General features: G+C 44.1%; 20 protein-coding genes. 13 read left to right on the forward strand and 7 right to left on the reverse strand.

What is annotated here, in order from left to right; genetic code table 11:
• Nucleotides 1-12: 12 nt before the first annotated feature.
• The 4 genes from IGI73_RS00795 to IGI73_RS00810 form a co-directional block, all read right to left on the reverse strand.
• Nucleotides 13-1323 (reverse strand): PTS sugar transporter subunit IIC, encoded by a 1311-nt coding sequence (locus IGI73_RS00795; protein ID WP_008376519.1) that lies wholly within the window; start codon nt 1321-1323, stop codon nt 13-15.
• A gap of 159 nt (nt 1324-1482) precedes the next feature.
• Complete coding sequence (locus tag IGI73_RS00800) at nt 1483-2241, reverse strand: MurR/RpiR family transcriptional regulator (RefSeq protein WP_428206981.1); 759 nt, start codon at nt 2239-2241, stop codon at nt 1483-1485.
• Nucleotides 2242-2298: 57 nt separating this feature from the next.
• Complete coding sequence (locus IGI73_RS00805; protein ID WP_074535622.1) at nt 2299-3225, reverse strand: ROK family protein; 927 nt, start codon at nt 3223-3225, stop codon at nt 2299-2301.
• Nucleotides 3226-3300: 75 nt separating this feature from the next.
• Nucleotides 3301-3852, reverse strand: a complete 552-nt coding sequence (locus IGI73_RS00810; RefSeq protein WP_428206979.1) for a GNAT family N-acetyltransferase — start codon at nt 3850-3852, stop codon at nt 3301-3303.
• 335 nt (nt 3853-4187) lie between these two features.
• Between IGI73_RS00810 and IGI73_RS00815 the strand changes: the two genes are divergently transcribed.
• Nucleotides 4188-5468 (forward strand): PTS sugar transporter subunit IIC, encoded by a 1281-nt coding sequence (locus tag IGI73_RS00815; protein WP_016609065.1) that lies wholly within the window; start codon nt 4188-4190, stop codon nt 5466-5468.
• Nucleotides 5469-5511: 43 nt separating this feature from the next.
• Here the strand turns inward: IGI73_RS00815 and IGI73_RS00820 are convergent, their stop codons facing one another.
• Nucleotides 5512-6558: an AraC family transcriptional regulator gene (locus IGI73_RS00820; RefSeq protein WP_142973444.1), complete on the reverse strand. Its 1047-nt coding sequence runs from the start codon at nt 6556-6558 to the stop codon at nt 5512-5514.
• Nucleotides 6559-6596: 38 nt separating this feature from the next.
• On the opposite strand from IGI73_RS00820, the gene IGI73_RS00825 reads away from it, so the two are divergent.
• From IGI73_RS00825 to IGI73_RS00845, 5 genes are all read left to right on the forward strand, one after another.
• Entirely contained in the window at nt 6597-9395 is a 2799-nt protein-coding gene (locus IGI73_RS00825) for a family 78 glycoside hydrolase catalytic domain (RefSeq protein ID WP_428206977.1), read from the forward strand.
• A 385-nt stretch (nt 9396-9780) separates the two neighbouring features.
• Nucleotides 9781-10149, forward strand: a complete 369-nt coding sequence (locus IGI73_RS00830) for a YxeA family protein (RefSeq protein ID WP_016609076.1) — start codon at nt 9781-9783, stop codon at nt 10147-10149.
• A 326-nt stretch (nt 10150-10475) separates the two neighbouring features.
• Nucleotides 10476-11792, forward strand: a complete 1317-nt coding sequence (locus IGI73_RS00835) for an amino acid permease (protein WP_428206976.1) — start codon at nt 10476-10478, stop codon at nt 11790-11792.
• A gap of 107 nt (nt 11793-11899) precedes the next feature.
• Nucleotides 11900-12328 carry a DUF1761 domain-containing protein gene (locus IGI73_RS00840; RefSeq protein WP_005226702.1) on the forward strand — a complete coding sequence of 143 codons (429 nt, stop codon included), beginning with the start codon at nt 11900-11902 and terminating at the stop codon, nt 12326-12328.
• Between the two features lie 240 nt (nt 12329-12568).
• The gene (locus tag IGI73_RS00845; RefSeq protein WP_428206975.1) at nt 12569-13069 is read left to right on the forward strand and encodes a hypothetical protein; all 501 of its coding nucleotides are present in this window, start codon (nt 12569-12571) and stop codon (nt 13067-13069) included.
• A 109-nt stretch (nt 13070-13178) separates the two neighbouring features.
• On the opposite strand, the gene IGI73_RS00850 is transcribed toward IGI73_RS00845, so the two are convergent.
• On the reverse strand, nt 13179-14315 hold the full coding sequence (locus IGI73_RS00850) for a serine protease (RefSeq protein WP_428206974.1): 1137 nt from the start codon (nt 14313-14315) through the stop codon (nt 13179-13181).
• A 425-nt stretch (nt 14316-14740) separates the two neighbouring features.
• Here IGI73_RS00850 and IGI73_RS00855 point away from each other — a divergent pair, with 425 nt between their 5' ends.
• Genes IGI73_RS00855 through IGI73_RS00865 form a run of 3 tightly spaced genes read left to right on the forward strand, consistent with a single transcriptional unit; the run spans nt 14741 to nt 18254 of the window.
• Complete coding sequence (locus IGI73_RS00855) at nt 14741-16045, forward strand: hypothetical protein (RefSeq protein WP_428206973.1); 1305 nt, start codon at nt 14741-14743, stop codon at nt 16043-16045.
• 45 nt (nt 16046-16090) lie between these two features.
• The gene (locus IGI73_RS00860) at nt 16091-17476 is read left to right on the forward strand and encodes a hypothetical protein (protein WP_428206972.1); all 1386 of its coding nucleotides are present in this window, start codon (nt 16091-16093) and stop codon (nt 17474-17476) included.
• Between the two features lie 4 nt (nt 17477-17480).
• Nucleotides 17481-18254, forward strand: a complete 774-nt coding sequence (locus IGI73_RS00865; RefSeq protein WP_428206971.1) for a hypothetical protein — start codon at nt 17481-17483, stop codon at nt 18252-18254.
• Nucleotides 18255-18344: 90 nt separating this feature from the next.
• On the opposite strand, the gene IGI73_RS00870 is transcribed toward IGI73_RS00865, so the two are convergent.
• On the reverse strand, nt 18345-19274 hold the full coding sequence (locus IGI73_RS00870) for a methyl-accepting chemotaxis protein (RefSeq protein WP_086338913.1): 930 nt from the start codon (nt 19272-19274) through the stop codon (nt 18345-18347).
• Nucleotides 19275-19492: 218 nt separating this feature from the next.
• Here IGI73_RS00870 and IGI73_RS00875 point away from each other — a divergent pair, with 218 nt between their 5' ends.
• From IGI73_RS00875 to IGI73_RS00890, 4 genes are all read left to right on the forward strand, one after another.
• Entirely contained in the window at nt 19493-20452 is a 960-nt protein-coding gene (locus tag IGI73_RS00875; protein ID WP_151195398.1) for an alpha/beta hydrolase, read from the forward strand.
• A 254-nt stretch (nt 20453-20706) separates the two neighbouring features.
• Entirely contained in the window at nt 20707-22359 is a 1653-nt protein-coding gene (alsS, locus tag IGI73_RS00880) for an acetolactate synthase AlsS (protein ID WP_081116132.1), read from the forward strand.
• Nucleotides 22360-22377: 18 nt separating this feature from the next.
• Entirely contained in the window at nt 22378-23094 is a 717-nt protein-coding gene (budA, locus tag IGI73_RS00885; RefSeq protein WP_153883965.1) for an acetolactate decarboxylase, read from the forward strand.
• Between the two features lie 301 nt (nt 23095-23395).
• Complete coding sequence (locus tag IGI73_RS00890) at nt 23396-24826, forward strand: catalase (RefSeq protein WP_325844818.1); 1431 nt, start codon at nt 23396-23398, stop codon at nt 24824-24826.
• The last annotated feature ends 10 nt before the right edge of the window (nt 24827-24836 follow it).

Below are 24836 nucleotides of genomic sequence, written 5' to 3' on the forward strand. Positions count from 1 at the left end.
TCATTCGTTTGCTTATAATTCCACTTTTTGGGAACGGTTAGAGGCGATCACGAATGGCAAATAGATCAAGACCGAAATCGCAAGACAAACGACACCGACAACTGCAGCGATCGCATTTCCTCCAGTTCCTAAAAAGAGATTAATGATTCCTGGGGTCGTCCATGGTACCCCAATCGCTGGGGTCGGCATGATCGGCCAGACAACAGTGACAAAATAACCCACCAAAATATTGACCATTGGCGTCAAAATAAACGGAATGATCATGATTGGGTTCAAGACGATCGGTAGACCGAAGATCATCGGCTCATTGATTTGGAAAATTCCTGGAACTAAAGACATCTTAGCGATCTCACGTTGTTCTGGACGTTTTGAAGCGATGAAGATCGCAATGATCAAGCCCAATGTCATACCAGTTCCGCCCATATTTGCGAACATATCATTTAAAACGCCCCAAGTTTCTTTGTAAGGAACGTCCCACAAGGAGCCGCCTTGGTTGATAAAGTCTAGGTTAGCTAGGTCCTGTTCGGTAAAAATCGCTGAACGAACCGCATTCAAAGTATTTGGTCCATGGATCCCGATCGCAAACAACGTAGTTTGCAAGAACGCCAAGATCAAGACACCGACGACATTGCCCCCCAGATCCCGCAATGGACTTTGGATCCCATTATAAATCAGTTCATTGATGCCTTCTGGTGCGATCATCAAAACTAAGAAATTGATCAAAGCAGTGACTGCCACGATGATCACGATCGGAATCATGCCAGAAAAGGAACGAGAAACTGCTGGCGGTACCATTTCAGGCATTTTGATCTGCAGTCGTTTGACTTTGAAAAGCTTCGGCAAGAATTCACCGACCAAACAAGCCACGATCATAGCTACAAACAACCCTTGGGCGCCTAAATATTGTGTAGAGATCACATTGACATCATCTACTGCAAAGGAGGTCGGGTACAAGATCATAAAGGCAGCGACACTTGTCAAACCAACTAGCGTAGCATCTGCTTGGAAATGCTTGGCTAAAAGCTGAGCAACAAGAAACGCAATAAATAAACTCATAATGTTGATGGTCCCGTTCGCCACGGAAGCTAGGACTTGCTGAGCACTTTCCAGATTTGGGAAAAGTCGATTCAGTTGAAATAATTGCACGATGAAACTCTCATTGGAAAATAAAATATTGTTGACCAAAATAACGAGAGAAGAAGCGATGGTCAGTGGGAAAATCAGCATGAACGCATCTCGAATCGCTGCTACGTGGCGTTGATTGTTCAACTTTGTTGCGATTGGTACCAACGAGCGGTCTAACAGGTCATTGAATTTTTGCATAATAATAACACCTTTCATTAATTGATGCCATCATTATAGCGAATGAAAACGACTAAAAGTAAGCGGATACGGATTCCGTACATATCTCTCAAGAAATGAAAAAAATTCCGCAGCTGGAACACAGTGTTACAAAAAAAGATGGTTCAATAAACTGAACCATCAAGAATGGGTACGATAATCTTGCAAATAGCCGATCAGCGTTTCTAAAATCGCTACTGAAGGCAATTGACTAGTCAAATCAAGAAAGATGTCTTTGCGTTCCTCTTTGATCGCATACTCGATCGAATAATCGCACAGGCGTGCCAACGTACTTTCCCGATTTGGGGTAATGCAGTACTTCTGCACGATCGCCTGATTGTCTAAACCGGTAATGACTTCGATCAGTTCTTTGGTTTCACCAGAGACACTCAAAAAAACCAAAACATTCTTTTGATCTTTTCGTAAAAAGCTTTTGATTGGGTAGGTCAGTTCATCAATGCTGATGCTAAAGTAACCGAGGCTGGCTAGTTTGCGGGCAACGTATTGCGCGATCGCACCAGATGCTCCCATGCCCATAAATAAGATCAAATCGGCATCCCGCATCGCTTCGGCGAGTTTTCGTATTTGGTATTCCGCATCAGGGTGGAAGATCTGCATATTCAAGCCTTTGATGCGCGCTTCTAAACCTAAGTGTTCAGGGTGCGCATCAAAATGGGTTTTTTCTAAATGATTTTTGATATAGAAGCGAAATTCTGGAAACGACTGAAAGCCGACTTTTTGAATAAAACGAAAGACCGAAGTCGAAGAGACATGAGCATCATCGGCAATGTCGCGCACACGCATATACGGGATCTTTTCTAAGTGATTGACGATAAAACGGTAGATTTCTTGTTCTACCGCAGAGAGCTTGTTCAAGTTTAATTGTTCAAAAAGCGCCATGCTGGTTCCTCGCTGTCCTAGATAATCAATTTACACCAGTATAGCATATCCGAACTTTTAACGGTGCAGCTGTTGATGGATCTGATAGACTGCGCCGATCAAGCCGGCGTCGTTTTTCAGCTTCGCTGGACGCACAGGTGCGATGGTTTGTCCGCGCAAATAATTGATCGCTTCATGCCGTGTTTCCGTGATCGTCAAGCGAGCCTGCAGTCGTTCCCAGAAATAAGGATTGGCACTGATGCCGCCGCCGATCAATACCAATTCTGGGTCAAAGCAGCTGATCAAATTGATCAGCCCTACAGACAGATCCGTCAGAAATTGGTCCGTCAGCTTCAGCGCCAACGCTTCGCCTTGCTGTGCGCGGTCAAAAATCTCTTTGGCGTCTTGGGTGGGTTCAAAGCCAGGAACTGCTGCCCCCGCTAAATTGTAGAGGCGAATCAAGCCGCCTACGACGGCAGTTTTTTTATTGATGGAACTTTCCTCGATATTGCCTTCTTCTGGCAGCTGATCGATCACCATCCAGCCAAATTCACCCGCCATGCCATGAGCACCTCGGTAAACTTGATTATTGATCACGATCCCACCGCCTACACCAGTGCCTAGGACAAGACACAAATAGTTGGCAGCCTCTTGCGCATTGCCGATCCATTTTTCAGCGATCGCTGCTGCATTGGCATCATTTTCCACTGCCACAGGCAACCCTGTACGCGCTTCCAAGACTGCTTTGAAATTTTCGCCATATAACGATTTGATGGCGCCCGCAGTTAACATAAAGCCGTCTTTTTGAACGATCCCCGGGGCGCTGATCCCAATGCCATCAATCGTGTGGCGGTTCTGGGCATCTTCGATGATCGTGAGTAGATCCTGATAAAACTGGGCTGGTTCATAGCTAGTAGGGATCGCTGATTTTTCAAGGATCACTCCGCTTTCATCTAAAACACCATATTTAATACTTGTTCCGCCAATATCAAATCCTACGTACATTCTTCTTCCTCACCTTCTAAAACATTGTTGCCTTAAGTGTACCATCTGGCAGGAGGAATTTTTTTCTTTTTTTAGCTAATTTTTGCCTGCCGTTTCCGCTGCATCCAAATAAAACAAAATGTCACTTTTGCCTTCCTGATTGGTTCCTTTGTACACTTCCGTATCCAGACCTCCGATACGAAAGCCTGCTCGCAAGTAGAACAGACAGGCAGAAGGATTGTTGTCCTGTGCTTGCGTGTAGATGCCGCGATAACCTCTGGCAAGGGCCGCTTTCAGTGCCTGGTGGATCAGTAGTTGACCGATTCCTTGCTTACGGTAGTCTGTGTTGACCTTTAAGTCATAGAGGTACAGATACTTGAAAAAAGCGTCTTGAACGATCGCTAAGCCGATGCATTTTCCATCATCATAAGCACCGATAAACAGACTGTTTCGGCTCATTTCATCATAGCAATAATTTTCATCTGGGAAACGCATCGTCTGAATGTCTTCGGATGCAAATTTACAGATCGTGTACTGCCAGCTGCCCTCATTATAAGACGGCAGCATTTTCCCCCATAAGGAGAAGGGTTCGTTTTTTAAGCGGATATCAGCTTGATGTTTTTGATCGATCAGTTTGATTTCTAGCATGGGGCACCTCGATTTTCTATAGATTCTCTTAATTATTAATGACTGGATAAGCGCCATTGTTTTTTCTAGTTTCCTACGATCTGTTGAATTCGATGCATTTGCTTCATCACAATAATGGATTTTTATTGGTCATCTCATGGTATTCTTCATGAGAAGACCATCGAATGTTTTTGGCTTCCTAAAAAACGCGGATCAATGCGCAACATTCTATTCAAAATTAAGAGCATCTAATTCTTTGATTTGGTTAGTATTTTTTCTTTCATAGGTCATTGGAGCGCGACATGAAATAGGGTTTAATGGTGTTGTTAGCGTTATCATAAAAAGGAGGATGTAACATGAATGGATTTACAGAACGAATAGAGAAAATCGTTTCCCCTGCCGCTTCTTGGCTAAACAACAACAAAGTGATCCAAGCCATCTCAAAAGGGTTAATGATGTCTATGCCTATCATCATGGTAGGCGCAATTGCTTCGATTTTTCAAAATTTTCCCTTGGCAGCGTATCAATCTTTTCTTTCCGATTCTTACTTTGGTCAATTATTGACAACGATCGTCAATGTGACCACGAATATGTTAGCGGTTTATGTGGTGGCAGCGATCAGTTATACCTATTGTAAAATTTTAGGAAATTCTGATGGATTTATTTGTTCCTTATTAGCTTTGATGAACTTTTTCTTATTGACACCCATGATCGTTATTGGTGAAGGATTTGCTGCAACAACGAATCTACCGATTGAATGGTTAGGGGCAAAGGGACTGTTTACGGCAATGCTCGTTGCCATTTTGACAACCAGATTATTTGATCTCAGTGTCAAGAAAAATTGGACGATCAAACTGCCTGAGTCAGTACCTCCCTTTGTATCAAAAGCATTTGCAGCTATTGTTCCTGGTTTTTTGATGGTGATTCTTTTTGGATTGATTGCATTTCTATTTTCATTGACACCATACAATGATGTCCATCATACCATTTATTCACTGATTCAAGAACCACTAGGCAATATCGGAAATAATGTTTGGACAGCGGCGCTTATTTATTTTCTCTCTGGTTTGTGTTGGTTCTTTGGTATCCATGGGATTGCAGTGATTGGGGTAGTGATGCCAATCTGGATCGCAGCCGATGCAGCGAATATTTCTGCGCTGGCTGCAGGAGAGGCAGCGCCTAATATTATTACCTTCTCATGGATCAACATTGTTTCTTCACCAGGAGGCGGGGGCGCAACGATTGGGTTAATTGTATTAGCGACCTTTTTCAGCAAAAGTCAGCGTTATCGATCCATGGGAAAGATTGCGTTTGTCCCCTCTTTATTTAATATAAACGAGCCAGTCATTTTTGGTTTTCCAATGGTATTGAATGGCTTGATGGCGATTCCGTTTATTTTTACCCCGGTAATCAATATTTTGTTAGGTTATGCCCTAACAGTCATGGAGATTCTCCCACCGTCAAACGGTGCTGGTTCCATGGGGATGCCTATCTTCTTAAATGCACTTCTTAATGGCGGTTGGCGTCTATTGGCCTTTCAGATCGTAGCGACCCTGTTATCGATTGCGATCTATTATCCGTTCTTTAGAATATTGGATCAAAAAGAATACCAACTAGAAAATCCCGATCCAAAATAGTTCATAAGATACCCACAATCCACGCTCATGGGTTGAGGGTATCTTATTGATCGCTATGAGGGGACATCGTTTCTAGCCGTTGCTGACTTGCCAAGCGATAATCTCGAGGTGTCATCTGCGTTTGAGCATAAAATTTTTTATAAAAAAAACTGAGATTATGGTAGCCAACCTCTTCAGCGATGTTCTGAATCGTTTCATCTGTATAGGACAATAGATACTTGGCTTTTTTGATCTTTTGCGCCACGACCAACTCTTGGTAGCTACTGCCCGTGTGATCTTTTAACAATTTAGAGATGTAATTCGGATGATAGCCAAAAAGATCTGCAATGCGTTGCAGCGTACAGTCCGCAGCATGATCGGCGATATATTTTAAGATCGGTAAGATGATCGTATGATCGGATCGGTCAAAACGTTCATTCGTAGTCACGTGATCTAATCGGCGAATCAAGGTAGTTAAGAATAAAAAGAGGTACGATTTCAACATTTCCGCAGTATAGCTATCATTTCGAAAATATTCGATCAACATTTGTTCCATCAAGCCGTGAAGCTCTTGCGGAACGATGGAGCGAAAAAGCAAAAAATTTTCCTGTTGGTTTTCTGATAGCGCTTGAATGATGAATTGTGACAAGATACTATGCTCCGATAAGCGATTTAAAAAAGAATCAGTGAAGAACTGTTTTTGCAAAACGATATTGATGATGATGTCTTCTTCTTCGACCTCATAAAGCGTGTGGACGATGTTGGAGTCTAAAAGACAAAAATCTCCTTCCGTTAATTCATACGTTTTATCCGTAAAGACTTGTTTACAACTTCCACGATAAACATAGGTCATTTCAAGATGATCATGCTTATGCAGGGGAGGATTACTAAAACGCGTATGTTGGACAAACTCGATCGTACTATTTTTAAAAAGGCTGCGCTTGTCATTCGCAAAAAATTTATTGTTATGACCGGCATTCATCAAGTTAAACGTAGGGATCTCTTCATCAAAGCGTTGGAAAAACGGGGCACTCTTTTTCGGCTGTTGTTGATAATTCAATTCACTTTCCGTCATGGAAAAAAGCAATTCGCGCAACTGCTGTATATTCATATACACAACTCCAATTTTTAGTAAAAGGCGATGATAACATGGAAATCAATCAAATGACAATCAATTATTACACTGAACCGCTCGGCTATGATCTAAGCGATCCTGTCTTTCGGTATCAAGTAACGGACCAATCAAAAGCAGTCTTTCATGCCTTAGAAGTGGCGCTAGATGCTGATTTTCAAGCAATCGTTAGCCAAGTACCGAAACAAAAGCTCGCTGCGTATCGCTTTTCCTGCACCTTTCCAATGCAACCTCGACAGCGCTATTTCTGGCGTGTCACGATCTGGGATGCAGCAGGTGATCGCTATCAAAAGACGAGCTGGTTTGAAACAGGGAAGCTGCAAGAAGCGTGGCAGGGGAAGTGGATCACGCCTGTGACAACGCCACTTGAATCAGCGATCTTTTCTTATCAAGGAGACTTCGCTAAACCGATTAAGCAAGCCCGTTTGTATATTTGTGGGCTAGGTTTGTACGAAGCATACTTGAATGAGCAAAAAATTGGAGACGAGTTTTTTACTCCCGGTTACACTAATTATCACGAATGGCTCCAATATCAAACCTATGATGTGACTGATGATCTAGTTGATTCACAGTATACAATAAAGGTTCTCGTGGGAAAAGGCTGGTATCAAGGAAATTTTGGGTTTCATGGCGGAAAAGAAAACATCTATGGCGATGCCTTTTTATTAAGGGCAGAGCTGCATCTAGAATACGTGGATGGCACACAAGAGATCCATGGAACCAATCAGGAATGGCAGGTTCGCACCGGTTCGATTGGGAAAAACAGCATCTATTATGGCGAAGATATCGATGAAACGATTCCTCACCAGTCTATTCAAGGGGTGAAGGAACACCAAGGCCCACAAGGGAAGCTAACTGAACGATTTAGCCTGCCTGTAAAAATAAAAGAAGAGCGCCCAGCGATTGCTTGTTGGCAAGAAGAGGGGGATTGGGTGTTGGACTTTGGTCAAAATATGGTCGGTTGGGTCACGTTTTATGATCAGTTACCTCCTGGCGCCCAAATCAAACTCGAACATGCCGAGCTATTGGTCAATGGCAAGTTTTATCGGGAAAATTTACGAGCCGCCCGAGCAGCATTTACGTATCGTTCCAATGGCAACCGACAGTGGGTTCGTCCGCACTTCTCATTCTTTGGGTTTCGTTATGTTCGGATCAGTGGCTGGCCGTTAGAGTGTCCCTTTGCTAAAGACGCCTTTATCGGACAGGTGATCTATTCGGATCTAGAAACGACAGGGGATTTTCGAACGAGTAATGAAAAAGTGAATCGATTGTACCAGAATATTTTATGGTCACAAAAAGGCAACTTCTTTGATGTGCCGATGGATTGTCCTCAACGCGATGAGCGCATGGGGTGGACAGGAGATGCACAGCTCTTTTCCCAGACAGCGATGTATACGATGGACACGTATGCGTTCTTTCGGAAATATTTACATGATTTAGCTAGCGAACAACCACGTTTTGATGGTGCGCCACCAATGACTGTGCCGCATGTTCCGACAGATATCCAGCAGTCTGGGGCAGCAGTGGGGGTTTGGGGAGATGCCGCCACGATCATTCCTTGGCATTTATACCGCTATTATGGTGAACCACAAATTCTCAAACAACAATTTTCTAGCATGCAAGCGTGGGTCGAACACATTGGCCGTAAGACGCATATCAACGGTTTATGGGATAAACAATTTCAATTTGGGGACTGGTTAGCTTTAGATGGTGATGATCCAGCTTCTCCGATTGGAGGAACCGAAGCAAAGTTTGTTGCGAATATTTTTTACTGGCATTCCTTGAAAATCGTTGCGCAGGCTGCAGCAATTTTAGGGTATACTTCTGAAGCTAAGCAATACGATCAGCGTCAAAGAATGCTCAAACAAGCCTTGCGAGCAGAATATTTCACGACGAATGGGCGCCTTGCACTCGATACGCAAACGGCTTATGTGTTAACACTGGCATTTGATTTGGCTGCCGATCATGAAGTTGCGGGGATCGTGCAGAAGTTAAAAGAGAGACTAAAACGAGATGACTATCATTTGAAAACAGGTTTTGTTGGAACGCCTTTTTTAAATTTAGTTCTTAGTAATTATGGATTAAACGAGATAGCCTACACGCTCCTGTTAAATAATGATTATCCCAGCTGGCTTTATGCGATCGATTTAGGCGCAACGACGATTTGGGAACGCTGGAATTCGCTGTTACCAGATGGATCGATCAATCCTCAAGGCATGAATTCGTTCAATCATTATGCTTATGGAGCAATTGGCCAGTGGTTCTTTGAAGGTGTTTTAGGCATTCAACAAGCATCATCCAGCAGCGGTTTTCGGCACGTCCACATACAGCCCCAGATCCATTGGAGTATCAATCATGCCTCCGGCGGCATCGCCACACCGAATGGACGGATTGAGGTCGCTTGGGCTTACGTTGCCAAAGATATCGTGAAATTAGACGTTACCTTACCGACACTTACGCAGGCAATCCTTCATCTACCGGAAGTGGAGATTTACACCGATGAAGCGCTGACTGACCGCTGGTCTGAAGAAACACCCTTAAAAGCAGGGCAAAATCATTTTTATTTAAAAGCCACAGCCTATCAAAAACCAATCATTTCTGCTGAAACTACGTTAGGGGAGATCCAACAAACCCCCTTGATGTATGTGCGAGCAAAGCAACGATTTGCTGAGTCAAAATTATTTTCCAGCAGCAACGTAAGGGACCATCAAAAGCGATCACTAGCTTATTTTGTCAATCAAGAAGTGATTTCTGAGACGCAGTTGGCTGGTTTTATCGATGAAATGACGGCATTGATCAAAGGAGACAAGAACTGAGCCCGTTATACGAAGAACTGACTGGTCACAAGTCAAAGTGGTATCTATCGCTGAAGAAAAAAGCAGACGGATAATCTTTCCGTCTTAACGCAAAACCTATACCGATGCGTATCATTATTTGCGGACGATTGGTGTCGCGCAAGAGACCCTCGTTCATTTGCAAAGCAAGCTGATCGATGTGGCAGTGACGGTTTAAGGGTCACGAACAAACGGAACATCTAAGTGAGGGACTACTGCTTCTTTTGAAAAAGTGGTCCCTTTTTGTCTTAGTCACAATGACCGACGGAAAAATACGCCTTAAGTTTGATTATATTTATCGCTTGTTTTTTTATACTGAAGGTAGATAGAAAAAACGGAGGACAATCACTTGAAGAAAGCAATTAGTATGATCCTGCTCGTGTTAACGATCGGGACCGTCACATTGGTTACATGGTCTTATTTTACGAAAGATGATTCCAGCGAACTGGTTCAGCTGGTGGATCGTTTCAATCCGTTCGTACCGGAGAAAAAGGTCTATGTCAAAACATCCGACGAGTATGGCGTGTTGCAAGAACACGATTCCTACGAATATACACAAGAAGGGGTCAATGAAGATGGGCAAAAGATCAAAATCACGTTTTGGGCACCACAAAAGCTAAAAGAAAATGCCTACCTAGAGCTTGATGCAAAGGGCAAACATGTGGAGTCATATCAAGAGGTGACCGAGCAAGATCTCCCTGACGCCGTCAAAGACGAGTTGGTTACGACTCATTGATCATCAAGCCTGCTTGAAAAAAAGGACAGGAAGTCATTTCCCGCAAGTTGGGAGATGGCTTTTTTCGTGCATTCACTTAGATAAAAGCTCGCCAAGATTTGATTTAGGTGAAAAAGATTAGAGGATGATAGAATTTTCAGAAAAAATAGATAATTTTTTTAATTCTTAGTTGCAATAGCAGAAGCGTCTGGTATTCTCTATGAGGTAGTTAAAAAAAATCATTCATATAATTAAAAATAGCAACAGTGAGAGAATCACCTTTTATGGAGGATCAACGGTTTTCAAGGAGGAACCTATGACAGAAAAAAATCAAATAAAAAAAGCAGATGAAAACCAGACATATCACTATGTTGGCACTAGGTGGCGCCATCGGCGCTGGCCTATTCAAGGGCAGCGGTGAAGCGATCCAGTTAGCGGGGCCTGCGGTCTTGCTGGCGTTTATTTTTTGCGGGCTGATCTTATTTGTCGTCATGACAGGACTGGGACAGTTGGTCTTATCTGACCAAAAACAACATGGCCTTTCGGGCTTAGTCCAGCCATATCTTGGCGTGCATACAGCCGATTTCATCGACTGGATCTACTGGTCGATGTGGATGATCAACATCATCGCCGAAGCAGTTGCTGCCGCAAGCTTTTTGCAGTTGTGGTTTCCCAATATTCCAGCTTGGATCTTTGTGTTGATTTTGGCACTACTCACGACCATCATCAATTTGTTTTCGGTTCGCTTGTTTGCGGAAACGGAATATTGGCTTTCCTGGGCCAAAATCAGTGTGGTGATTGCGTTGATCTTGGTGGGTCTCTATCTGGTTGCCACGCAAGTCTTTGATTTGGGCTTTTTCCCGACGATGAGACAAATGACAGACTATGGTGGTTTTGCCCCCCATGGTCTCAAAGGATTTATCAATTCGTTATTGGTCGTAATCTATTCGTACGGCGGTTCTGAATTAGTAGCCATTACGATCAGTGAAGCGGAAAATCCCAAAAAAGCGATCCCGCAAGCAATCAAAGGAGTGATGACTCGGATTGCCGCTTTTTACATCATTCCCTTGTTTCTTTTACTGATCATTTATCCGTGGAATCAATTAGCCGATCCAAATGTCAGTCCTTTTGTGATGGTGTTTCAAAAAATCCATGTCCCATTTGCCTCCGACATCGTCAATTTAGTGATTATTTTGGCTTTGTTTTCGTCAATCAATTCTGGGGTCTATGCTTCTTCAAGAACGTTGTTTTTCCGATTAAGCAACAATGGCCAGAAAAAAAGCCGCTTTACGATGCTGAATAAAAACAGCGTGCCCCAACGAGCGATCATGTTTTGCAGCGGTACTTTATATCTTGGGGTCGTTCTTTCTTACTTTTTAGGCGACAAACTCTTCAATTATCTAGCAGGCTCCCTGTCTTATACTGTATTGCTGATCTGGTTGCTGATCAGTGCGGCGGCGTTTGTTTTGGTACGCAAGCAGAAGAAAATGGGCTATACGATTTTCTTGAGTGGGGCGATCCTTGCACTGATTTTGCTGTTTGTCGGTATTTTGGTCACTAACCCATTGGCGGTCACTGGCTTCACCGCATTATTGTATACGATCATTTTTCTTAGTTTTTATTGGAACCATCGAAAAATAGGGGAAACCAGTGAAAAAAGTTGAAGAAACGTCCCTTAAGACATAAACTGATGGGGAAGGAACCCTGCGTTCGGTTGTTTCTTCGGTTCTCAGGAATGTGACGATAAAATAAAGTGTAGGAGAAAACGAAAATGGTTAATTTTTGGACATTGATTTTCGGCACCCTCAGCTGGGTCGTGGTGGAAAGTCTGCTTTACAATCCGATGCATAAGTGGGGCAAGTTTTGGGCGAAAGAATCAGGAATGGCAGAGAAGATGGCTGATCAGCAGATGACGACCGGTGACATGCTCTTTACCTTTGGCGGCACGATCGTTGGTGGGATTCTCTTATCAGCAGCGACCTATCAAGTCGTCTATTGGTTTGCAACATTCGATCATGATGGTTGGCTGATGACCTCCTTGCAAGTCGCTTGCTTATTGTGGCTAGGGGTTTATGGGGTCGCCACCTTCGTGATGGCTGTTTACTCGGGACAGTCCCGCAAATTAGTCGGGCTGCACCTTGTGAACGGGTTTCTAGGAGTGATCGTTTTAGGACTTGTTGTCGGCTTGATTGGACAGTAAGCAACGATCATACCCCAGCGAGAGCGTTCAAAGGTCTCAACGAATCAATCCTAAAGAAAGCCGATCTTGTTTCAACAAGGTTGGTTTTTTTGTGCGTAAAATTAATCTTACTATAAAAAATAGCTATAAAAGCAAATAATTTATGCTATACTAAAAGCACTTTAATCTGTAGGAAACCAAATCCGCGGATTGCGGAAAAATCATCAAAGAAACAAAATTAGGGGCAACGAGGAGGAAAAAATGAAAACGAAAAGCATGTTAGGTAGAGGAATATTTGCTGCCGTTTGTTTAGCGACACTATTTTTCTTGACAAGCTGCAGTAGCTCAGGGGTTGGCTCTGCAGCTGCGAATCAAGTATTGACCAATAGCAACAGTCATCAACAAAATGCCTTGTACGTTTTGGAAGATGGAAAGCTCACCGTTAATAAAACGCTGAGTTTTTTGGTCGATCCGAATCAGGAACCTGCGGACTTGGTAAAAGAACAAGAGACGCAATTAGTGCAGATCAACGAAACACTGCAAGCAGAGTTTCCCAAAAGCAAAGCACTGACTGCGGCAGACATCGGTCCTATGCACACCTTTGAAGTGACAAATGCCCAAGTGATCATTGATCAAGAGAAAAAGGAAGTGCGCATGACTGGCGATGATTTTGAGAAAGTATTCAAAATGGCGGACAACAATGACAAGCGTCTGATCGATGACGAACAAAACGAGTACGAGTTTTCGTATGAGGAAAACTAGCAAGTGACAAAAAAACGGCTGCCTCCGACGAGACAACCGCTTCAGACAGTAGACAAACCTTAGACAAAACTGAGGTTTGTCTTTTTTTCGTTGCAAAATTTAGTGGCTATTACGGAAAACATTTTGCGCAAGGAGTAAGTCCGCGACTTTGCGCTTCTGCTAAAGTTGCAGGCGTGTAGGTACCGTTGCCGCATTTTCTCGTATGGTATTTCGAACCTGTTGGTGTAACGAGGACCGACGTTTGGGCTTGATTGCTAGCAGCGGCTGGCTGGTTTTCTTCTGGCACAGCTGCCGCTGCTTGTCGTTCTTCCTCCGTCTTGGCTTGGGCGGCTGCTTGTTCGTTGGCAGTGATCGTTTGCGCCACTGTTTTCGTTCGAGCAGCTAATTCCTCATCGGGGGTCTTGAGACGAGCGACAGCATCTTCTGCACGAGCAAGGGTATCTTTTGTCGGCTCCGCCTCTGCTGCTTCCACCGCTTGGACAGCTTCTGCAACGAGGGCTTCTGCTTCTTTCTCAGAAATCTTGGTTTCTACAGTGGATAACCGACTTTCAAACGTTTCCTTGTTCAAAACCGCTTGTGCGACCAATTCTTTTGCCTGATCGAAATCACTGCGTTCAAGAGAAGCTTCAGCAGTATCAAGGGCTTTGCCGATGGCAAGATGGTCTTCAACTACCGCGAGCCGAGTAGCGAGATCTTCGTAGGTTTTACTTAAAGCATGAATCAGCGTCACGGCTTCGTCGTAATTCTTTTGGTTTGGTTGGGTTTCGGCAAGAGCCAGTGCCGTCTCGGCTTTTACCAGTGCTTCTTGTTCTTGTTTTTCAGCTTGCAAACTCACTAGAAATGCGCGAGAAGGTTTGACGGTGACGACCTCTTCTTTAGTGATTCCACCCATGGAGGCTTGGAGAGTAAATTCCTGTTCCTCTTCATCTTCCAGTTGGACAGCATAAGAAAATGTTTCGTCCGCCAGCGAAAACTCCACCCCGTTGATCGTCAGTTGCGCTTCTGGGTTGGTTCGCCCAGTGATCGCCGCTTCGCCTTGCTCATTCGTAACCAGTTCTGCTTCATCTACGTGAAGCTCCGGTGTTGCTGCAGGAGTCAATAGTGCCCCGCCAATCAATAAGAGAAAACCACCCATAAAAATAACGATTTTGTTGCGAAGCGGCTTTTTCTTGATCAATCCAAGAATAAAAAAGATTCCGCTTACAACCATTGTCAAAAAACCAATAACAAAAATAAACATCCCCATAACTTTTTCCAATTCCTTTCTTGTGAATATTTTAATTATAACATTTTTATTAACGTATCCGCCATCAATAACCGACTAGTAAGGGTTGCTGAGCGTACGGAGGGAGTTTAATTAGTAAATCATCAGATATTTTTATCAATAATAAATAGATTTAAGGTATTTTTTATTATAAAATGATATAGAAAAGACTTGTTTTTCGTTTGCGGTTGTTTTTTTGCTAAACAGCTCTTGGTACAAATACACTTGTTTGCTTCATCACTGGAAAAAATGTTTCGAACAAACGGATGAGAGCGAGCAACTACCTGCAAACAAGCAGCTTTCCTTCGCTGCTTCCCCCAACTAACACCTTAAAAAAGATATTCCCCCTCACTTGCAACCAAGCCGCTTCATTGATAAGAAAATCAGTATGTGCAAAAGGAGAAGCAATGAAAATCACACAAATCCAATGTCCCAGCTGCTTGGGTCAGTTAACCGTTGACTGGGAGACAGGAAAAGCAGTCTGCCAGTATTGCTTAACTAAGTCAGTCCTACATTCGCCGCCAAAACAAACGCAAGAAGCTTCGAATGAACAAGCTCCCGTAGTTTTTCAAGAAGTCAAAGAAGGGTTTTATTCGTTTACCTTTAATGAAGACGAGGTAGCAAATGCCTTGAAAAAATGGCTGATCCAACAGGAATCAGTTCCTGAGGACATTGTCGTTCATCTTGAAGTCAGCGAGGTAAAACGATATTTTATTCCGATTTATGAATTTCAGGTGACCTATACGATGCACTGGGAGGGGGCCTTTGGCTACGATACCCATTCCATTGCTTGGGAGGGCTCGCATACGACCACGTGGGAAAAGAAGCGCGGCGACCATCCAGATGAGACGGTCATACTCTATCAATGCGGCAGTTCGGAGGTGATCGAGCAAGAAATTCCTCAGAGCTTCGAGGTCAATAATGAAATGAAAAGAAAACCGCACTTTAGTACCGATCAAAAGGAATTTCAACAGCTAATCTCAGCACATGCTATTCATGTTTTTCCCTTTGATATTGAGCAAGAGCAGGCGCTCTTTGGTTCTGAAAAACAAGCGGAACTGAGAGCCCATGCGAATGCCGTGATCCAGAAGAAAGAATCTGCCGATCATCTAAAAGAGCTGCACCTAGATCTTTCCCTGATCAGCTGTGCTACAGAAAAGCTCTACTTTCCCCTGTATATGGGCACCTTCAAGTACCAAGAGCAATCCTTTGAATTTGCGATCGATGGCAAAGATCCTGACCGAATGAAGCTGCCGATTATCCCACAATGCCAAGAAACCTTACAAACGGTTGCGAATTTTTCAAAAGCTCGCAAGGTTTTTGGCTGGTCCTCCGTACTCTTTTTTACGTTAGGTGTGCTCCTGCTGTTCTTTGCACTATTCATTTCTGAATGGCTCCCTCTAGGAAGAGTGTTCAGAGCTGTCATAGGGGGGATTGTCATGAGTTCCCTGCCAACTGCCGTCTATTGGGTAGTATCGGGGATAGTGTTGCACTTTCTAAAAGAACAGTATCTCAAAACAGTCCAAAAATTTAGAGATGAGCTTAAAAGAGAATTATTAGGTAAGAAAACGGCCGGGGCAGCTTTGTTAGCAAACTATGAGAAGCGTGGGAAGCACCTTGCAAGAATCAGGAAACTTTCTGAATGGCTCGATACGCTCGCTTATGTGGTCGTGGTCGCTACCCTTATTTGGAACATTCGTCGGTTTTTTTGATAAGCCATCTTGTTGAAAAAAATGATTCATAAAAAAGGAGAAAAAATGAAAATCACACAAATCCAATGCCCCAGCTGCTTAGGGCGTCTAGAAGTTGATTGGGACTCAGGAAAAGCAGTCTGTCAGTATTGCTTGAATGAGTTGTTGATCAAACCGGAACAAAAAAAACAGGAACAAACAAAGCAAGTCGTCTCGCTGAAAGAGTTGCCACGCATTCAAGGGACCGTCAAAGAAGGATTTTATCCGTTTGCCTATGATGAAAAGGCATGTGAAGCTGCGTTGAAAAATAAACTAGCCTGGCAAGAGACCATCTCGGAAAGTATCTTTTTTGAACTAGAGATGGTTCATCTAAAACGTGTATTCATCCCGATGTATTATTTTCAAATTGCTTATGATGCGCAAGTGAGAGGGAGCTATGTCCACGAGGAACAGCAGAGGGGGCGTGGGCGCATTACTGCCGACATTTCTTTACATAACAGCGGAAACACAACGGTTTTCAATGAATATTTTCCTACGGATACCCAAAAAGAAGCAGATTACAGCATCAATGGCAAGCTGCCGTTGCATCTTCAAAAAGGTGCCGCCTATTGCACGGATATGCAGCAGTTTTCGGCACTTAGCCAAGACGTTCAGGTGCTGCCCTTTGATATTTCCAGAGAAGCAGCACTTGCTGATACCCATCTATTGGAAGTCTTTGAAGCAAAAGCCAAAGACCATTTGGTGGGAGCAGAGGTTGCAAATGAGGTTCAACTGACTCTTTTTCCGAAACAATGTGATACGGAAAAACTATATTTTCCTTATTACATTGGCGAATTCAAGTACGGAAACCAAATCTATTCTTTCGTGGCTGATGGCACCGATGCTGAACGTCTTTTTCCAACCCAGCTTCCTGAATGTGAACAGCTCGTGCAAGTGAAAAAAAGTTTTTCCAAAACCAGCAGTGTCCTATGGCAGTTCTGCTATACCTTTTTTTCATTCGGAATAATTTCAGGGACCCTTTTTAATTTTCTTTTTGGTGGCTTTTTAATGCCTGCTGTTGCCTTTAGTCTGCTCGCTTCAGCGGTCATCCTGCTGATTGCTTGTCTTGCGACGTGGTATTTCTTGCTCGTACCAGAGGTCAAGTTTTTCTCAGAGTACGGCAAATTCAAAGCAGAACTTTCTCAGGCATTGAGTCAATCGGATGCATCAGCAACTGCAGTGAAGAAAGCTTTTGAAACGCGTAGGAAGAAACTCGTCCGACAGACAGTATTTTACAGCAGTCTGGAAAACATGGCGTATGAATTTGCCTTGATCCTTTTTTTAACATTCCTTATTTGGTATTTCGGTTTTTATGGCATATCGCTTCTAGTGCTGCTGGCGTTTGTCAGCTGGAATACGATCCGTATCTTTACCACGGATAGCTCCGATACCTGTATCGAAACGAAAGGATGATTCAATGGATATTATTCCGATTCAATGCCCCCACTGCCTAGGAGAACTAGAAGTCAATTGGGAAGCTGGCACGGCGATTTGTCTGTATTGTCGTGGGAAAATGGTGATCAAACGGTCCTTCGATCCTACCAAAAGCCCGCATGCCAATCCTATGACAGCAAAACAGCTTTCGTTGACGCATCTTGCTTTTTTACTGAAGAAAATCAGTCAGTCAGCTGCTGCCAACCAAACGATGGATCCTCTTCCCTTGGGAAACTCCTCAGCGTCAGGGGGTTCAAGTGATCACAAGCAGTCAAAGCAAGTGGCAATGAATCAGACGTCTTTGATTCAGCGGGCGCCAGGTGATCCTAGCAAGGAGCGACAAACTCGTTTGAATGCTTTTTTGCAAGAGCAAGATTTTTTGTTCTATTTTTCTGGAGAAAGACAAGTGCTGCCACGGCAATGGCAAAGACAAGTCCTTACCAGTTTTCAAGTGCCTGAAACGGAGACGCCTCTGGCACTGCTAACGGCACAGATGACTGGCAAGAAAGCGAATGCGGGGCTACTTTTTGGTATCGAGCGAGTGTATTTGTGCACGTACGAAAAGAAAGAAAAACGAATAGCCAGTTTTTCGTGGAGTATTTGGAAAAACCTCACCTTTGAGGTCCAACATAAAATCTTTGGCAGTTTTTTGGTGGTTCAACAGGAATATCGTGTTCCTCTTCAAGCATTGGGCTTTGCGACCCAATCATTTTTGCAAGAATTACAGCAGTTGTTGCAAGAGTGGGAGGCTGGCTAGTGCTGAGTATCAATAAAATCAAATACAGGATCAATTTATTGGTCAAAAAAACAAAGAGAGCGTCGCAAACAGCGGCGCTCTTTTTTCACTTTATGTGGTTTCCAACTCAGCGTCGTTGGTTTCTGATAAATACTCGGCTTCATCGTTTAAAAGACTGGCCGTCGTTCGCAGCGTGTCGTAAGAATGCAAAACGGCAGCGAGGCTTTTTTGCGAATCACTGATTTTCATGGTCGTCGAATCGGCACTATCTAACACGACTAAGGCTTGTTGGTTGATGGCTTGCATGGTTGCGGCAATGGTTTGGGTCAACTGCTTGGTCTGTTCGGCTAATTTTTGCATTTCATCCGCAACCACCCGAAAGCCAGCTGCCTGTTCGCCGATCCGTGCCGTTTCGATGGAAGCATTGAAGGACAGCAGTTTGGTTTGTTGCGCAATGCGGTCGATGTCATGCAGCACCGCTGTCACCTGTTGGCTATCCATTTCTAAGGCATGGGTCGTTGCTTGATTTTGATCAGACAGCTGTTTGACTTGCGCCAAGTTCTCTGACAAATGATCGACTTGCTGGTGTCCGTTGGCAGAAAGTCGTGTCAGGGAAGCAGCACTTTCTTGCACTTTTTTGATAGTGACCGCTAAGGCTTGTTCTCTTTGGGTAATGTCAAAAGCGATTTTGACGACGTTAACGACTTCTTGCTGCTCATCGAGGACGGGGAAGTAAATCCCTTCTAAAATCAGTTTTTCTCCTTGTTTGTTTTTCCGAATGATTTTGTCTTGAAACCGTTGCTTTGAGTAAAGCAGTTGATTCCAGAAAGCTTGGTAATCCGTACTGGCAGCATAATGGTCAAAACAAAAGGTCCGATGCGGCAAGCCAATGATTTCTTCTTGGCTATAACCTAGGATATCCGTCATGTTGGCATTGGCGAAAACAACTTCTTTTTGCGGATCAAAGACTATGACAGCGAGTTCTTGAAAAATAGCAGCGAGCAGACGGTTATTTTGTGTTTCATCTAATGTGAATTTCATACGTACTTACCTACGCCTTTCAGTTTTTTGGGAAGTTTACACAGCGAGTGTCTTACAGTTATCGGTGATGAAGGCAAGGCAGTTAAGAGTGCAAAAACCACCTTTTTTGTCGAGCGAAATGCCTGGAAGCAGAAGGAAGCAAGATTCTTTGCATCAGAATGACTTGGTGGTACCCTTAAGGTCAACACGAACGATTTCAAACAAAAGGAGAGAATCGTATGACAGATAGAATTTCGTTGGAAAAAGCAGCCGTTGAATTTAGTGAGGCAAATGCACCGCACCCACGGATCTATGAATTACCGCCAGAAGAAGGGCGCGCACTATTGGAACAAGTCCAAGAGTCACCCGTCAATAAATTGGCGGTTGAGATAGAAGATCAGACCGTAGATACAGGCGAATGGGGGACCATCAATGTTCGTTTTGTTCGTCCTGAAGGAAATCATGCGATTCTCCCTGTCATTTATTATCTCCATGGCGCGGGCTGGGTCTTCGGCAGTGCCGCGACTCATGATAAATTGATCCGTGAATTGGCGGTACGAACCAACTCGATCGTCATTTTTCCTGAATATAGTCGTTCACCAGAAGCAAAATACCCAACGGCGATCGAACAAAATTATGCGGTCTTGCAGCAATTACCGGGATTTGTCGATGTCAAAGGCTTAGACCTTAGCCGTTTGACCGTGGCTGGCGATTCCGTAGGTGGGAACATGGCGACGGTTATGACCTTGTTGACGAAAGTCCGTGGCGGCATTCCGATCGCACAGCAATTATTGTTCTATCCTGTGACAGATGCTCGCTTTGATACGCCTTCGTATGAAGCATTCGGTGAAAATTATTTTCTGACCAAAGAAGGGATGCAATGGTTCTGGGATCAATACACGACGGATGAGACACAGCGGGATCAAATGACCGCTTCTCCACTACGCGCGACCAAAGAGGAGTTAGCCGATCTGCCGCCAGCGTTGATCATTACAGGCGAAGCAGATGTCTTGCGGGATGAAGGGGAAGCCTATGCGCAGCATTTACGAGCAGCTGGCGTGGAAGTCACCCAAGCACGGATGCAAGGGATCATCCATGATTTTGTGATGGTCAATGCGATGGATCAGACCCAAGCCGCACGAGCGGCCATGACACTGGCTGTCGGATGGCTGACGGAAAAAAATGTCCCCGCAGAATAAGAAACCGACGAAAGCAGCTTCTTTTTTTGCGGTGTTCTGATACAGAAAAGGATGTATGGAGTGGAGCGATCCACTCCTTTTTTTGTCGGAAAAATTGAAAGACGTACACCTGCAGTCTGAAGCAGATGCAAACGCTCTCTAAAAAATCACGCTTTTATAATACAGATTTTAATAAGTGTTTTTCGTTGATAAATAAATGAAAAGTGCTATTATATGTATTGTGATTAATACAGTTTTTGAAAAGAGGTAATACAGTGAGTGCAAGAGGATCAGAAATCATTGTTGAAAGTTTAGAAAATCATCGGGTGCCTTATATTTTTGGGATTCCCGGTGCAAAAATCGATGGCGTGTTTGACGTGTTGAGTGATCGGGGACCAGAGTTGATCTTGGCACGACATGAACAAAACGCGGCCTTTATGGCACAAGCAATCGGTCGCCTGACAGGAGAGCCAGGAGTCGTCATTGCAACAAGTGGACCAGGAGCCAGTAATTTAGCGACTGGGTTGGTCACGGCAACTGCCGAAGGTGATCCCGTCTTGGCACTAGCAGGCCAAGTGAAGCGTTCTGACCTTTCAAAATTGACCCACCAAAGCATGAATAATGCGGCGTTGTTTGCGCCGATCACGAAATTCAGCAGTGAAGTCCAAGATCCTGAAACCCTTTCTGAAAGTATTGCCAACGCCTTTCGCATCGCAAAAACAGCGAAAAAAGGGGCGAGCTTTTTATCCATTCCTCAAGATGTGACAGACGGAACCGTTCAAGGGGCAGCGATCAAACCTCTATCTTCGCCTAAATTAGGCAGTGCCGATGCAGAAGATATCCAGGCACTCGTCGATCGGATCAAAGAAGCCAAACTGCCTGTCTTACTCTTAGGGATGCGGGCTTCAGGCGTGAAAGAAACACAAGCGATTCGTCAGTTAGTTGCAAAAACTGGGTTGCCTGTCGTAGAGACCTTCCAAGGTGCTGGAATCATTTCTCGTGAATTAGAAGAGCATTTCTTTGGCCGCGTCGGCTTATTCCGCAATCAGCCTGGTGATATGTTGTTGAAACGCAGCGACTTAGTGATCGCTGTAGGGTACGACCCGATCGAATACGAAGCCCGCAACTGGAATGCGGAAAAAGATGCCCGCGTGATCGTTATCGATGAAGTACCGATGGAGATCGATCCATTTATGCAGCCAGAAGTTGAACTGATGGGCAGTATCGCGAAAATTATTGAACAACTATCAAAAGCCATCGATCAGTATCACTTGAGCGAAGACGCCCAAAACTATTTAACGACGCTGCAAACCAAACTCAATGAAAAACCAGCGGATGTCGAAGGCAGTAACAATACCTTGCATCCCTTGGAAATCATCGATGCTTTGCAACAAGAAGTGACCGACGATATGACGGTAACGGTGGATGTCGGCAGCCATTACATTTGGATGGCCCGTCATTTCCGTAGTTATGAGCCACGGCATCTGCTCTTTAGTAATGGCATGCAGACCTTAGGAGTCGCTTTGCCATGGGCGATCGCTGCAGCGCTCGTGCGACCAAATACTCAAGTGATCTCTGTATCTGGCGATGGCGGCTTCTTGTTTTCTGCCCAAGAGTTAGAAACAGCTGTCCGTTTGAAACAAAACATCATTCACTTGATTTGGAATGACGGTACCTACAATATGGTGAAATTCCAAGAAGAAATGAAATATGATCGTGCTTCTGGGGTTGATTTTGGACCCGTTGATTTCGTAAAATATGCCGAAGCGTTTGGTGCCAAAGGCCTACGGGCAACCACTAAACAAGAATTGATGGCAGCCATCGAAGAAGGCTTTGCAACGGATGGTCCAGTGATCATTGATATCCCTGTGGATTATTCAGATAATGCCGATCTGGGCAAAACGATCCTACCTGATCAATTTTATTAAGACCAAAGGAGCAGCAAGATGAAAGTGAAAAGCAAAAGTTATTTATATCAGCATGGCACCCTAGGTGGGTTGATGCAGGATTTAATGGATGGCACGGAGCAAATCGGCAAAATGCTTGAATATGGCAATTTTGGGATTGGTACGTTGGCTGGCTCCAATGGTGAAGTGATTATTTTAGATGGTGAAATCTACCATGTAGACGAGTCGGGCAAGGTGCAAGTGCTCCAAGGCAATGAAGGAACCCCCTATGCGGCAGTCGTTGATTTTTCTGCAGCGAAGCACCTACAGGTCAGCCAAGAAATGACCGATGAAGAAGTGAAAAACCACGTCCTGACAGAAGTCAGCCCGAATTTGTTTTCCGCTGTCAAAATCCATGGGGTATTTACCAAGATGCACGTCCGCGTTGCCCCAAAGCAAGAAAAACCATATCCAAAATTCATTGAGATCATCCAGCATCAGCCCGAATTTCAGTCAGAAAATATCAGCGGAACGATCGTCGGATTCTTTACCCCGCTGTTGTTCCACGGTGCTGCGGCTGCTGGTTTCCACCTGCATTTTATTAGTGATGATCGGACATTTGCTGGCCATGTCTTAGACTTTGAAGTGGCAGCTGGTGAAGTCGAATTGATGGAACTAGCCGAATTTCGTCAGCATTTTCCTATCGACAACCAAGACTACTTGCAGCGGGAGATCGATGTCGCAAAAATCGCCAAAGATATTGAAGCTGCCGAATAAGCAGCAGGCAGCAAAAATAATTGATCGCCAGTAGAGTGGTCTTGAATCGAATGGAATGCAAAAAAGCAGTGAAGCCAACGCTTCGCTGCTTTTTTGCGCTTTCTTCTATTCATGCGGATTGCTGCAAAACCTGGATGCTTCGATAGAAAAGCTGGAAAATAGTCAAAAATCTGAAATAATTCTTACTTATAAGCAAATTAATTGATATATTTGAAGAATAATGATAATTTTTGTACTAATTAGAAGTATTTTGTTGAGAGTAATTGCACTTGACTGATTTTATAGAGAAAAGAGGAAGGATATGAAAAACGATTTGACGACTGCGCAAGGAGCCAGTGTAGCGGATAACCAGAATTCTTTGACGGCGGGGCGCCGTGGACCAGTGTTGATCCAAGATGTCCATTTGCTAGAAAAACTGGCACATTTTAATCGTGAGCGGATTCCCGAACGAGTCGTTCATGCGAAAGGTGCGGGGGCTCATGGTGTCTTCCGAGTAACAAACGACGTAACGATGTACACGAAAGCGGCTTTTCTTTCAGCCATCGGTAAAGAAACGGACCTGTTTATTCGCTTTTCAACGGTTGCCGGAGAACTGGGGTCTGCGGATACATTGCGCGATCCTCGGGGGTTTGCGGTTAAATTTTACACGGAAGCGGGGAATTATGACCTCGTGGGCAATAATACCCCGATTTTCTTTATTCGTGATCCGTTGAAATTTCCTGATTTTATCCATACCCAAAAAAGAGATCCGCGAACGCACTTGAAAAATCCAGAAGCGGTGTGGGATTTTTGGTCCCATTCACCAGAGTCTCTCCATCAAGTCAGCCTGTTGATGGGGGATCGCGGCTTACCGGCAACCTTTCGCCATATGCATGGGTATGGGAGTCATACATTTGCTTGGATCAACGCAGAGGGGGAACGCTTTTGGGTGAAATATCATTTTCGGACGGATCAAGGCATTATGAACATGAGTGCGGCGCTTGCAACAGAACTTGCGGGAAGCAATCCTGATTATCATATTGAAGATCTATACAAAGCGATCGAGGCAAAAGAGTATCCTTCTTGGACACTCTATGTTCAAATCATTCCCTTTGAAGAAGGCTGGTCAGCTGCTGTCAATCTTTTTGATGTGACCAAAACAGTCTCACAAAAAGACTATCCGCTGATTGAAGTGGGACGCATGACCTTGAATCGCAATCCAGAGAACTATTTCAACGAAGTCGAGCAAGTCACTTTTTCACCGGGCAATATCGTTCCAGGGATTGATTTTTCACCGGACAAACTATTGCAAGGTCGGCTGTTTGCTTATGGTGATGCGCATCGTTATCGAGTTGGCCCCAATAGCAGCCAGTTGCCGATCAATGCGCCGAAAGCGCCCGTCCACAATCACCAACAAGATGGCTTCATGAATACCAAAACGAATTCTTCAGGGATCAATTATGAACCGAACAGTTTTGATGGCGTCAAGGAAAACCCGCATGCCAAGGGCATCCACTATTCGTTAGAAGGAGAGATCGGTTCCTTTGAATACGACGAAGACTATTATAGCCAAGCAGGTGATTTTTATCGTTTGCTCTCAGAAGAAGAACGAACACGCTTGATTCAAACGATCGCGGGGAGTTTGGGACAGGTTCAAAATCAACAGATCAAAGAACGGCAGGTCATGCATTTTTACCGTGCGGACCCAGATTATGGCAGACGAATCGCTGAAGCAATCGATGTGAACATTTAAGAATGGAGGA

Origin of the sequence: Enterococcus sp. DIV0755f, from assembly GCF_051713725.1 — a bacterium.
Taxonomy (GTDB): domain Bacteria; phylum Bacillota; class Bacilli; order Lactobacillales; family Enterococcaceae; genus Enterococcus_D; species Enterococcus_D casseliflavus.